Here is a 12,098-nt window from a genome sequence, read left to right as displayed (position 1 = left end):
TTGTCCCAAGCTGCTCTTTCGGCGGAGAGGAAAGCGGGACCCGGGCTAGAGTTCTTCCATGTACCGCACCGTGCCGGGGACCGGCGATGAAAAGACCAGCCTGCTTGCCGCCCTGGACCGCCACCGCGACGCGATCCTGTGGAAGATCGACGGCGTTGACGACGCCGGCCTGCGCCGTCCGATGACGCCGTCGGGCACCAATCTGCTGGGGTTGGTGCAGCATCTGGCCGCCGTCGAGTACGGCTGGTTCTGCGAAACCTTTGGCCGCCCGACCGAGCCGCTCCCCTTCGACGAGGACGATGAAAACGCGGACCTGCGCGTGCCGGAGGGGACGTCGACGGCGGACGTGCTCGCCTTCTACGCCCGGGCCCGTGCCGCGGCGGATGCCGTCATCGCCGAGGTCGGCTTGGAGGAAACGGGCACCGCCTGGGGCGGCGACGCCGTCAGCATGCGCTGGGTGCTGATCCACATGCTCGAGGAGACCGCCCGGCATGCCGGACATGTGGACATTCTCCGCGAACTCATCGACGGCGCCACCGGAGACCACAACCGCGGCTGACCCCGACACGCACCCGGCAAACGATCAAAACGATCATAGAATGGCCTCGACAGACCAAAGTGAAGCCAATACGTGGGAGCAGAAGTGAGTCGAAGTGTGGCCCAGCGGCGGCAGGCGATTGTGGACCTCATCGCCAGTGAGGGCGCCCAGCGGGTCCAGGACCTCGCCACCCGGTTCAACATCTCCGCCGTCACCCTTCGCCGGGACATTGAGGAGCTGGCACTGGCCGGGGCCGTGCTGCGCACCCATGGCTCGGTGGCGCCCATCCCGGCCGGCCGGCCCGCGCCCGCACATCATCGCTTCACCGTCGGCCTGGTGGTTCCGCACAGCAATTACTACTACGACGGCATCATCGCCGGAGCCAAAGCGGCAGCCCAGGCCGCCGGTGTCCGCCTCGTGCTGGGCGTCTCGGCCTACGACAGGGAAACCGAGTTCCAGCAGGGCGCCCGGCTTGTCGCCAACGGCGTGGATGGCCTGGTCATTGCCCCCACCCCGGACCCGGCCACCGGGGACCTCGATGCGGCACAGCAGCAGTGGCTGGGGTCGCTGCCCGTTCCGGTGGTTCTTGTTGAACGCCCGGTGGCCCCGGGTGGACCAGCGGCCATCCTGGATGCGGTGGGGTCTTCCCACATGATCGGCGCCGCCGCGGCCATCCGCCACCTGGCGGATCTCGGCCACACCAAGCTCGCCTGCCTCATGATTTCCGGGCCGAACAGCGCCCAGATCGCCGCCGGCTACGCGGCCGCCGTCGACTCCCTTGGCCTGTCCTCGCTGGGCATCATCGCTGAGGGGGCGCCGGGCTCCAATGATGCGGCCGGCGAGATGCTGCGGCTGCTGGACGACGGCGCGACGGCCCTGTTCATCCACAATGACCAGCTGGCCATTCGGGCGATGGCCTGGATCCAGGATTCCGGCCGAAGCATTCCCGGGGACGTCTCGATCGTGGGCTACGACGACGTCATCGCCTCCTTTGCACCGGTCCCGCTCACCACTGTGTCGCCTTGGCGGAGCACCGTCGGCGAGCGGTCCGTCCAGCTGCTGCTGGAAAGGCTGCGCCGTCCTGCCGGCGGAACGGACGCCGGAACCGACGACGGCGCCGCCGCGGCCGAGCACGTCCTGCTGGTGCCCCGGTTGATCGTCCGGGAATCCTCAGCCCCGCCACGTCAATAACTTTCGTTTCTTTTGTTTCATTCGAAATAAGCTTCGTTTTGCCTATTTTGCTTGACGCCCTTTCCCTAGGCATTCCATGATGTGAGTCGTACCACATCAACAAGGGAGTCATGTCGTGCAACAGGATTGCACAGGCGCCGCCCCTGCCAGCGAGGGCCCGATGCGTCCTCAGGAATAGGACCACTTAAGTGAGAACACCAGCCATGAGCCGTAGAACACTCTTCCGCACCGCCGGCGCCGCAGCACTGGCCTCCATACTGATGGGCACCGCTGCCGGTACGGCCTCCGCCGCGCCGCCGTTGAGCGCGCGGGAGATGATCGCCCGGCGGCGGATCGTCCTGACCGGCAGCATCAATGCGGCCGACGTTCCGGAGCTGGCCGGCCAGCTCAACCAGCTCACCGCGGCCGCCACCGCCAGCTGGCAGGCCATGGACACCTCCGCCGCCCGGACAAGCCTGTGGAGCGACATCTCCATCACCGGCATCGGCTCCGCCGCCGTGGCAACGGACAACATGGGCCTGCACTTCAACCGCATCTTCGACCTCGCAATGGGCCACGCACTGCCCGGCACCGCGCTTTCGGGCAACAGTGCGCTGGCTGCGGACATCATCTCCGGACTCACGCTCCTGAGCCGGACGGCGTACCGTCCCGAGACCAAGGCCGCCGGCAACTGGTGGTTCTGGCAGATCGGTGTACCGCGCAAGGTAGTGGACATCCTGACGCTGATGTACGACGAGGTCCCCGCCGAGCTCCGGGCCTCGCTGCTGGCCGCCGTCCGCTGGTTCACCCCCAACCCGAACTGGCGCGGACGGACCACCGCCCTGGCCGAAACGGGCGCCAACCGCGTGGACAAGGCGCTGGCCTGCTGCATGCGCGGCATCCTGGACGGCACGACGTCGGACATCGCCCTGGGGCGCGACGCCCTCAGCGACACCGTTGGCGGGGGCAAAAACAGCCTCTTCCAGCGCGTATCCGCAGGCGATGGCTTCTACGAGGACGGTTCCTTCGTCCAGCACACGGCCCTCCCCTACGCCGGCACCTACGGCGTGGTGGCCCTGGCCGGCGTCGCGGAGATCATCGGCATGCTGGGCGGCAGCGAGTGGATCGTCACCGATCCGGACCGGACCATCCTGCTCGACGCCGTCGAGAAGACCTTTGCGCCCTTTATTTGGGACGGTCGCATCATGGAAACGATCCGCGGCCGCGCCGTGTCCCGCATGGCCGCCCCGGACTACGTGGACGGCTTCGGCCTGATCTCGGCGGTGCTGCTGCTGGCCCCGGGCGCCGGAGAGCCCTATGGTTCCCGCTTCCTCGCCCTGGCCAAGGGCTGGCTGGAACGTTGCACCGACCAGTCCCTGGTGGGACACCCCAGCCAGCGCCTGGCCCGTTCGCTGCTGGCCCTGGACGTCCTCAACGACGCCTCGGTGGTGGCCGCGCCGGCACCCATCTACAGCCGCATGTTTGCCGACCAGGACCGCCTGGTCCACCACCGCCCGGAGTGGGGATTCACCGTCAGCACCACGTCCTCGAGGATCGGGCGGTACGAATGGGGCAACAATGAGAACAACCTGGGCTGGTACCAGGGGGACGGCATGGCGTACCTCTACACCCGCGCAGATGCCGCCCAGTTCAGCGCCAACTTCTGGCCGACCGTCGATCCCTACGGACTTCCGGGCACCACCGTCAACAGTGAAATCCGCCCCTCCGGCGCCTCCGGGGCGGGTACGGGCATCCCGCGCGGCTACCAGCCCTTCGCCGGCGGCCTCACCCTGGCGGAGCGTTTCGGCGTCGTCGGCATGGACCACCTGAACCACAACAAGTCGCTGTCGGGGCGGAAATCCTGGTTCTTCCTGGACGACGCCGTTGTCTGCCTGGGCGCGGGGATCACTGGCACGGGCGGCACGGAGGTCCACACGACCATCGAGAACCGGTCCTTTGCCACCGGCGCCGTCCCCTCGCTGCGTGTTGACCACAAGCGGCTGTCGATGGCGCCCGGTGACAGCCAGGAGGTCCGCGGTTCCGTCCACATCGACGGGCACGGCGGGTATGTCTTCCTGGAGGTCGACGGCGTGCGCGGAACGCCTGTGGTGTCCGTGGTGCGGCGCTCCGGAACCTGGAAGGCCATCAACTCTGGCACCGACACCGGCGGCAGCGACGCCGTCGTAGAGCGCGACTATGTGGCCATCACCCACAGCCACGGCACCAACCCGGCCGGCGAAGGCTACGCCTACATGGTTCTTCCGGCGGGGTCCCATTCGGACACCTACAAGGAGGCGGCGAACCCGGGCACCACGGTGCTGGCCAATACGGCGGTGTGCCAGATGATCCAGGTCAAGGGCGAGGATCTGGTGTTGGCCAACTTCTTCGCCGCGGGCAGCGCCGGAGGCTATACAGCCAGCGGCCCGTGCACCGTGGCCATCCGCGAAACCAAGGCTGGTCTGGAGATTGCCGTGGCGGATCCCTCCCGGACCCAGACCTCCATCCGGCTGGAACTCCCCCAGACCAAGTTCTCCACCGTGGCAGCGGCCGATCCCAACGTGAAGCTCATCGGCACCAAGCCGCTCGTCCTCGAGGTCCAGCTCGCCGGCACCCGCGGACACCAGCAGAACGCCACCCTCGGCAAGTAGTACAGCGGGGATTGGTGGCTGATAGGGATTTTTCCGGCGACTGTGCCGCGACGGCCGCTGGGCGGCCTGCGGCCCTTGACGTCGCCTACAAAAAATCCCTATCGGCCACCCAGGGTCCCCGACGAGCTCGGCCAACGTTCCGTTGGTCGAGCTCGTCGAGACCAGCGCCGGGCCATCCCGAACGGCCGGCCCGGGCCGAGCGCCTAGAGCGGGAGTCCGGCGACTTGCTTGAGATTCTTCATCACCATGGTGGAGGTCAGCTTCTGCACGCCGGGCAGGGCCGCCAGTTCGCCGTCGTAGAAGCGCTGGTAGGCGGGCAGATCGGCGGCAATCACCTTGAGCAGATAATCGGGATCCCCAAAAAGCCGTTCGGCCTGCACGATGTGCACATTCTCAGCCACCTGGGCCTCAAATTCCGCCAGCGTCGCGGTGTCCACGCGGCTGAGCGTGACGAAGACAATCGCCTCAAATCCAAGTCCGACGGCGGCCGGGTCGATGTCCGCGCGATACCCCCGGATCACCCCGCTCGACTCCAAATCCTTCAGCCGCCGGTGGCACGGGGCCACCGTTAAACCCACCTTTGCGGCAAGGGCTGTGGCCGTCATGCGGCCATCGTTTTGGAGGTGGCGCAAGATACTGCGGTCAAGGTTGTCAATCACAGCAAAATCCTATGGCTAACCACCGTCAAACCATCGGATTGGGTCAGCACTTATGGTCCGTGCTTCTCTAAACTTGCTCCCGGATGCCCGGAAGAACCGCGGCGCCCCACCGCCGCCACCACCCAGGAGCCCCCGTGGAACCGCACGCCCTCGCCGGCTTTTTCCTCGTTGCCGCCACACTGGCCTGCACCCCGGGCCCCGATTGGGCGTATTCCATTGCCGCCGGCCTGGGCAGGCGCAGCTTCGCACCGGCCATCGCCGGATTGTGCAGCGGCTACCTGCTCCACACCGTGCTGTTGGCCTTCGGCATCGCCGCTCTGGTGGCCACCATGCCCTCGGTGCTCGTCTGGCTCACCGTTGCCGGCGCGCTCTACTTGCTGTGGCTCGGCTTCACCACGGCCAAGTCCTGGCGCTCCGCGGGCTTTTCCACCGGCGATGCTCAGTCCGGCGGGCGGCTGGCCAGCTACCTGCGCGGACTGGGCACCAGCAGCATCAATCCCAAGGGCATGCTGCTCTTCGTGGCCCTGCTGCCGCAGTTCATCAGCCCCACGGCAGCGCTCCCCGTACCCGTGCAATCGGGCATTCTGGGCCTGGTCTTCGTGCTCACCGCAGGCCTGATCTACTCGGTGGTGGCAGTTGTCTCCCGCCGGCTGCTGCGCTCACGCCCCGGCGCCGCACGGGGAGTCACGTTGGCCAGTGGGATCATCATGCTTGGCCTCGGTGCCACCCTCCTGGCCCAGCAGGCCGCCCCCGTCCTCGCCGCCGTCGGGCGCTGAAACCGAGGCATCAGCCGGCTCCGGACCCCCCCCACAGAGCTATGTACGGCCCCATGGTCCCGGCGTACCCTGAAATTGCCACTCACTTCTTGAAAGGGGATCGTCATGTCGTGCATCAGCTGGTTTGCGCCAATTTTGCCGGGGAAGGTGGATGCTTGGAAGGCGTTCACGGCCGAGGTCAACGGGCCCCGGCGCCCGGACCACGCGCGGTCGCGCGCCCGGCTGGGCGTCACCCGCGAGGTCGCCTCGCTCGTGCAGACGCCGGGCGGAGATTTTGTCGCCGTCTTCCAGGAAGCAGAGGACATCGCCAAGGCCTTTGAACTGCTGGCGGCCTCCGACGATCCCTATGATGTGTGGTTCCGCCAGGGCCTTCTGGAGATCCACGGTCTGACGAGCGAGCAGTTGGCCAGCCCGCCGCCGGCCGAGCTCGTCGTCGACTTCCGCGCAGACGGCAGCTAGGCCCGGCCGCTCCCGCAGCCGTTGACACGCCCGGAGGCGGGGCACAGACTGGCATCAGTTGCCCTGCGCCCCTCCCCGGCCTGCTCGGCGGGATCCATCGTGGCGCCTGAACCGACGAACAAGGGATCCGCCGTGACTGGTGTCCTGAGGCCTCAGAAGGTCCACCCCTCCCACCTGTTGGCCGTGGCCTTCGCAGCCGGCCTTCTGCTCACGGCCTGCGGTCCGTCGTCGTCGGGCCCACCCACAACGGGCGCCTCAACCTCAAGCAGCACAACGGCCAGTACGACGACGGCGGCCGCCGGGTGCGTCGCCGATCCGGCGGCCGTCGCGGGCCGGGCGGCAACCACCGCCTCGACGACCGCTGCGCTTCCTGCCGACCTCGTCACCACCCTTGACGCCGCGGCGCAGGCATCCTTCAAGGAAGCCGCCGCCCCGGGCGCCATCGTTGGCGTGCGGACGCCGCAGGGATCGTGGACTGCCGCCTATGGCGTGGCCGACCCCGCCACCGGGACGCCCATGGCCACGGATTTGCACATGCGCATCGGCTCCGTCACCAAGACCTTCACCGGCACGCTCATCCTGCAACTGGCCCAGGATGGGAAGCTGTCGCTGGATGACACCATCGACAAGTACTACCCGGGCATTCCCAACGGCAGCACGGTGACCCTGCGGATGCTGGCCAATATGACCAGCGGCATCTCCAGCTACTTCACGCCGGACTTCCTGCCCATCTACTTTGAGCATCCGGCGACCATCTTCACGCCGGAGCAGCTGATCGCGTACGGCGTCGCTGCCTCGCCCATCTTCGCCCCGGGCGAGAAATTCAACTACTCCAACACGAATACCATCCTCCTCGGCAAGGTTGTCGAGAAGGTGACCGGCCAGCCCTTCGGCACGGTCCTCCAACAGAAGATCCTGGACCCGCTGGGCCTGACTGGCACGTCCTGGCCCGGCGATTCGTCTGACATTCCCAACCCGCACCCGCAGGGGTTCACGCTGCAGGGCAGCGGAACGCCGGAGAATCCCGCGAATGCCACCAATTGGAGCCCCTCCTTCGGCTGGAGCGCCGGCGCCATGATCTCCACCGTCGACGATCTGCTGGTCTACGACAGGGCGCTCGGAACCGGGCAGGGGCTGCTGTCGCAGGCCGCCCAGATCGAACGGCTGAAGTCCTTCCCGGGACCGACCGGCTACGGCCTGGCCGTGGGCTGCATCGACGGCTGGATGGGCCACACCGGTGAGCTGCCCGGATTCAACACCTCCCTCTTCTACGACACGACGTCGGACACCTCGGTTGTCGTGCTGGTCAACAGCGACATCTCCTCCGGCGGCTGCTCCGAATCCCCCACGCTCACCGACAACCCCGCGGACCTGCCCTGCTCCTCCCCCGCCACCCGCGTTTTCGTCGGCCTGTCGACGGCCCTCGGCCACACCTTCGCCCCCAACCCCGCCAAATAGGGCACCCTCTCGCCGGTGGTTTCGACAAGCTCGACCAGCGAGATCCACCGACCCGGTGATTGAGCCTGTCGAAATCCACGGGCCCCCGCGTTAGAGTCGTTCCAAGGCCACCGGAGGCGCACGCACCACTCACATTGGGAGAACCATGGCAACGGAACGGCCCATCGGATTCTGGCTCAAACTTGTGGATTCGCTGATCAGCGCGCAGTTCGAGGCCATCGTGGAGGAGCACGGCATCACGCGCCGGCAGTGGCAGATCATGAATCTGCTGCACGAGGGGCCGCAGACCAGCAGCGACATCGATGCCGCGCTGAAGCCTTTCCACGACGACCCCGGGGATCCGCTCGCGTCGGAGCAGATGGCCGAGCTGCTGGAGAGCGGCTGGATCGAGGACGACGACGGCAGCTACTCCCTGACCCCGCATGGCCAGACCAGCCTGGCATCCATCTCCGAGGTGGTCCGGCGCAACCGCGAGCAGGTTGCACAAGGCATTCCGGAGGAAGAGTACGAGGCCACCCTCGACGTGCTCCAGCGCATGGCCCGCAACCTCGGCTGGACGGAGCCGGAAGGCTGACGCCGTCGGCGCGGTTACCCCTGGGCGCGGACCCAGGCGTCGAGTTCGGCGAGCAGCACGTCCCTGCGCTCAGCCGTGATGAACGAGGAGCGGATGGAATTCCCCGCCAAGGTTTCCAGCACATCTGTGCCAAATCCGAAAACTGCCTTCAATCCAGCGAAGTTGTCGTCCACGTGGCCGCCAAAGTACGCGGGATCGTCCGAGTTCACGCAGACGTTCAACCCGGCGTCGAGCATGGCCGGCAGCGGGTGGTCCGCCAGGGTGTCCACGGCGCCCAGGCGCACATTGGACAGCGGGCACACCGTCAGCGGCACCTGCTCCTCGGCCAGGCGGGCCACCAGGGCGGTGTCCTCCATGCAGCGGATGCCGTGGTCGATCCGCTCAACCTTCAGCAGGTCCAGCGCGTCGGTGACGTAGCTGGCCGGGCCCTCCTCGCCCGCGTGGGCGATCAGCCGCAGTCCGGCCTCGCGGGCACGGTCGTAGAGACGGATGAACTTCGACGGCGGGTTCCCCACCTCGGCCGAGTCCAGGCCGATGCCGATGATCGGCGCGTCCATGGCCAGCAGTTCCTCCAGCACGATCAATGCGGATTCCTCGGAGAGGTCGCGCAGGAATGCCGCGATCAATCCGGTGGAGATGCCAAACTCGGCCTCACTGGCCGCCAGCGCGGAGGCGACGCCGTTGACAGCGGTGGCCAGCGGCACGCCGCGGTCCACGTGGGCCTGGGGGTCCATCATGATCTCCGCGTGGCGGACGCCCGCGGCGGCGGCGCGGCGCAGGTAGGCCCGAGTCATGTCGGCAAAGTCCGCCTCGGTCTGCAGCACGGACATGTTGGCGTAGTACAGGTCCAGGAAGGACTGCAGATCGCTGAACTCGTACCGGGCGCGCAGCTCGTCCAGGTCCGCGTACGGCAGCTCGATCCCGTTGCGTTCGGCCAGGGCAAAGATCAGCTCCGGCTCCAGCGTCCCCTCAATGTGCAGGTGCAGTTCCGCCAGCGGCGGCATCGCGGGGGCGGGGGCTGCGGAAGCTGAAAAAGTCATTGGACAAGTCTACTGACGGGCACCACCGGCCAGCGGCCTCCTACCCGCTCATCCACAATCTGTGCAACAGCAGATGCTCCAATGATCGGTTATTCGAGCGTCTGCTGTCGCACAGATGAAAGGTCGAGCGCCCTCAGGCGACGGTGCCGAGCAGTTCGGCGGCGGGCTGGACGTGGACGTAGCCGCCCTTGTAGAAGAGCAGTGGACCGGCATCGCCGCGTGCCTCCAGGGCCCGCACCGCCGCCACCACGATGGTGTGGTCGCCGCCGTCGTACTCGCGGTCCAAGGTGCAGTCCACCCAGGCCAGCGCACCATCCAGCACCGGGTTCCCCAGCGGCGAAGCGGTGTAGTCGACGCCGGCAAACTTGTCGGTACCGGAGCGGGCAAACTGCCCGGACAGGTGCTGGTGACCGGCGGGCAGGATGTTGACGGTGAATGAGCCCGCATCGCGAAGCAGCGGCCACGTGGACGATGTCCGGGCCGGGCTGAAGGACACCAGCGCCGGCTCCAACGACAGTGATGTGAATGATTGGCAGGTGAATCCGACAGGGCCGTTGGGGGTGGCCGCGGTGATGACGGTCAGCCCGGTGGCGAAGTGGCCCAGAACGCTGCGGAGTCTCTCCGGAGTGGGGATCGTGGGGGTTGTCATGGCGAGTCCTTTCGACGCTGTGATGCCACACAACCACCCCTGCGGGCCTGCCTCAACTGCGGCGGAAATGCGGGGCCACACGGCTCAACACGGGTCAACAAACAGGCATGGGACGTAATGAAAAGCCGCCGTTCACTAAGCGCTGTTACCCCGTGTATCCGCCGGTGTCGTGGACTTTTGACCGGGTTGGGTGCCTCGCGGATAGTTGCTGCCACCACCATCACGTGCAACCACCCAGCGGAGGATTCCATGGCTCGAAACAGCGTCAAACCAGGCATCAGCGCGGTCCTTGCGGCCGCCACCCTTCTCTCCCTGGCGGCCTGCTCCGACCCCGGAGCGAACGCCGGCGCCAATGCCGCAGGAGCCCCGGCGGCCACATCGGGGGCGGCCGCCGTCGCCAAGCAGTTCAACCTCTCCCCGGACCAGGCCCGCATTGCGGTCACCGTCGATCCCACGGCGGCGGCCCTGGTCCCGGCCGACGTCAAGAAGGACGGCAAGCTGACCGTTGCGGTCAGCCCGTTTGCCCCGCCGCTGGCCGTCTACGCCACCGACAACAAGACGCCCGTCGGCAACGAGGTGGACATCGCCGCCGCACTTGCCCAGTCCCTGGGGCTGGAGGCTGACATCGTCCCGACCGCGTGGGCAGATTGGCCCCTGGGCGTGGAATCCGGCAAGTACGAGGCAGCCATCACCAATGTCACTGTCACGGAGGAGCGCAAGCTCAAGTTCGATTTCGCCAGCTACCGCGAGGACAAGCTGGGCTTCTACGCCAAGGCGGACAGCGGCATCACCCAGGTGGAGTCCGCCAAGGATGTCGCCGGCAAGAAGGTGATTGTCGGCTCGGGGACCAACCAGGAGTCCATCCTGCTGGCGTGGGACAAGGAGAACAAGAAGAACGGCCTGGCGCCGGTCGAGTTCCAGTACTACGACGACGATTCCGCCTCCACGCTGGCCCTGCAGTCCGGCCGGGCGGACCTGACCTTCGGCCCCAACGCTACGTCGGCCTACAAGGCCGCCACGGATGCGAAGACAAAGCTCGTGGGGCTGGTCGACGGCGGCTGGCCGCTGAAGGCCAGCATCGCGGCCACCACCAAGAAGGGCAACGGCCTGGCCGCCGCGGCCCAGGCCGGGTTGAACCACCTGATCCAGGACGGCAGCTACGCCAAGATCCTGGACCGCTGGGGTCTCTCCACCGAGGCCGTCAAGACGTCCGAGCTCAATCCGCCCGGGCTGCCCAAGAGCTGATTGCAAGCACCGGGCCCAAGGGCGTGGACCCGCATGGCGGGTTCCACGCCCTTGGCGTTTGGCGGCGCTGCACCTATCCGGAGACATCCAGATGGCTGGCTTCTCTGGAAGAATCGGCAGCAGTCATCGGCGGCCGGAAATCAACCGTGCGGTGGAGATTCGCTAGATGAAAGGGTTCCATGGACTACGACGAGCAGGCGATCCTTGGACGGGTATCGCTATTGCCGCATCCAGCCAAGACGGCGTTTGCAGCTTGTTGCGCCCAACGATTGCTGCCTTTGTTCGCCAGATACACCCAGCGAACGTCAAAAGGAGATGCTGCCTCTCTCACCACAGTCCTCGATGACGTTTGGTCGTCGCTGGAACGAGCGACACCTGGTCTCGCGTCCGGGCAGGCGCTTGCTGAAGAAATGGTTCCCGACAACGACGTAGATGACTGGGTCTTCGAGATGACGTATGGACAGAATGCGGCAGCAGCCATTGCCTATGCCGCCGCTGTGGCACTCACTGGGGACAACCAAGAGTGCGCCTGGGCGGCCTACCAGGTCTATGAGGCGGCGGATTCTGCAGCCCAGCACTTGCTTTCAGACGCCGATGAATCTACCCCTCAATACAACGCAGCGCTCCTCGCCCATCCGCTCGTCCAAACAGCGATCAGCGGGATCTATGACGATCTGGCTCGCGTCGAAAACGAATCGGGCAAGCCCCAGAACTGGCTGGCGCTCAAGCACACTGCAGAACACGAAGGTGCGGCCTGGTCCCACGCCATGCCCTAAGGCTGATTTCTCGCGGGCAATTAATGACAGGCTGCCTCGACGCTGCAAAGTGGCGTGCCGTACGCTGCATCCGTCAACGGAGCCCAGCAGGTTTTCATGAACCGTC

12 protein-coding genes are annotated in these 12,098 nt (G+C 66.7%); 9 read left to right on the top strand and 3 right to left on the bottom strand.

Features of this window, described 5'->3' with window-relative positions; translation table 11 throughout:
• Positions 1-58 precede the first annotated feature (58 nt).
• The 3 genes from K254_RS0117720 (at position 59) to K254_RS0117710 (ending at position 4,356) form a co-directional block, all read left to right on the top strand.
• A complete protein-coding gene (locus K254_RS0117720; RefSeq protein WP_026556491.1) occupies positions 59-559 on the top strand; it encodes a DinB family protein in 501 nt (166 codons plus the stop codon).
• Between the two features lie 84 nt (positions 560-643).
• Complete coding sequence (locus tag K254_RS0117715) at positions 644-1,729, top strand: substrate-binding domain-containing protein (RefSeq protein WP_035750299.1); 1,086 nt, start codon at positions 644-646, stop codon at positions 1,727-1,729.
• A 203-nt stretch (positions 1,730-1,932) separates the two neighbouring features.
• Positions 1,933-4,356, top strand: coding sequence for a polysaccharide lyase 8 family protein (locus tag K254_RS0117710; protein WP_026556489.1), 2,424 nt, complete (start codon positions 1,933-1,935; stop codon positions 4,354-4,356).
• Between the two features lie 203 nt (positions 4,357-4,559).
• On the opposite strand, the gene K254_RS0117705 is transcribed toward K254_RS0117710, so the two are convergent.
• On the bottom strand, positions 4,560-5,015 hold the full coding sequence (locus tag K254_RS0117705; RefSeq protein ID WP_081710225.1) for an Lrp/AsnC family transcriptional regulator: 456 nt from the start codon (positions 5,013-5,015) through the stop codon (positions 4,560-4,562).
• A 134-nt stretch (positions 5,016-5,149) separates the two neighbouring features.
• On the opposite strand from K254_RS0117705, the gene K254_RS0117700 reads away from it, so the two are divergent.
• The 4 genes from K254_RS0117700 (at position 5,150) to K254_RS0117685 (ending at position 8,282) form a co-directional block, all read left to right on the top strand.
• Positions 5,150-5,791, top strand: coding sequence for a LysE family translocator (locus K254_RS0117700; protein ID WP_026556487.1), 642 nt, complete (start codon positions 5,150-5,152; stop codon positions 5,789-5,791).
• 147 nt (positions 5,792-5,938) lie between these two features.
• Positions 5,939-6,250 (top strand): hypothetical protein, encoded by a 312-nt coding sequence (locus K254_RS0117695; RefSeq protein WP_231391898.1) that lies wholly within the window; start codon positions 5,939-5,941, stop codon positions 6,248-6,250.
• A 132-nt stretch (positions 6,251-6,382) separates the two neighbouring features.
• Complete coding sequence (locus K254_RS23960; protein ID WP_231391897.1) at positions 6,383-7,708, top strand: serine hydrolase domain-containing protein; 1,326 nt, start codon at positions 6,383-6,385, stop codon at positions 7,706-7,708.
• Between the two features lie 145 nt (positions 7,709-7,853).
• The gene (locus K254_RS0117685; RefSeq protein ID WP_026556484.1) at positions 7,854-8,282 is read left to right on the top strand and encodes a MarR family winged helix-turn-helix transcriptional regulator; all 429 of its coding nucleotides are present in this window, start codon (positions 7,854-7,856) and stop codon (positions 8,280-8,282) included.
• A 14-nt stretch (positions 8,283-8,296) separates the two neighbouring features.
• On the opposite strand, the gene K254_RS0117680 is transcribed toward K254_RS0117685, so the two are convergent.
• Both K254_RS0117680 and K254_RS0117675 read right to left on the bottom strand, forming a co-directional pair.
• Positions 8,297-9,322, bottom strand: a complete 1,026-nt coding sequence (locus K254_RS0117680; RefSeq protein ID WP_051389349.1) for an adenosine deaminase — start codon at positions 9,320-9,322, stop codon at positions 8,297-8,299.
• A 133-nt stretch (positions 9,323-9,455) separates the two neighbouring features.
• Positions 9,456-9,971 (bottom strand): flavin reductase family protein, encoded by a 516-nt coding sequence (locus K254_RS0117675; protein ID WP_026556482.1) that lies wholly within the window; start codon positions 9,969-9,971, stop codon positions 9,456-9,458.
• A gap of 249 nt (positions 9,972-10,220) precedes the next feature.
• On the opposite strand from K254_RS0117675, the gene K254_RS0117670 reads away from it, so the two are divergent.
• Entirely contained in the window at positions 10,221-11,216 is a 996-nt protein-coding gene (locus tag K254_RS0117670) for an ABC transporter substrate-binding protein (RefSeq protein WP_026556481.1), read from the top strand.
• Between the two features lie 179 nt (positions 11,217-11,395).
• Positions 11,396-11,992 carry a DUF416 family protein gene (locus K254_RS25490; RefSeq protein WP_081710223.1) on the top strand — a complete coding sequence of 199 codons (597 nt, stop codon included), beginning with the start codon at positions 11,396-11,398 and terminating at the stop codon, positions 11,990-11,992.
• The last annotated feature ends 106 nt before the right edge of the window (positions 11,993-12,098 follow it).

The organism is Arthrobacter sp. 35W, from assembly GCF_000482545.1.
In the GTDB taxonomy this organism is placed as follows: Bacteria; Actinomycetota; Actinomycetes; order Actinomycetales; family Micrococcaceae; genus Specibacter.
The sequence above is the reverse complement of the archived record's forward strand: the minus strand, read 5'-3'. Positions and strand labels throughout refer to the sequence as shown.

Coding starts and splice junctions, on each gene's coding strand:
- K254_RS0117720 (WP_026556491.1), top strand. CDS start 59: ATGTACCGCACCGTGCCGGGGACCGGCGATGAAAAGACCAGCCTGCTT.
- K254_RS0117710 (WP_026556489.1), top strand. CDS start 1,933: ATGAGCCGTAGAACACTCTTCCGCACCGCCGGCGCCGCAGCACTGGCC.
- K254_RS0117685 (WP_026556484.1), top strand. CDS start 7,854: ATGGCAACGGAACGGCCCATCGGATTCTGGCTCAAACTTGTGGATTCG.
- K254_RS0117680 (WP_051389349.1), bottom strand. CDS start 9,322: ATGACTTTTTCAGCTTCCGCAGCCCCCGCCCCCGCGATGCCGCCGCTG.
- K254_RS0117675 (WP_026556482.1), bottom strand. CDS start 9,971: ATGACAACCCCCACGATCCCCACTCCGGAGAGACTCCGCAGCGTTCTG.
- K254_RS0117670 (WP_026556481.1), top strand. CDS start 10,221: ATGGCTCGAAACAGCGTCAAACCAGGCATCAGCGCGGTCCTTGCGGCC.
- K254_RS25490 (WP_081710223.1), top strand. CDS start 11,396: ATGGACTACGACGAGCAGGCGATCCTTGGACGGGTATCGCTATTGCCG.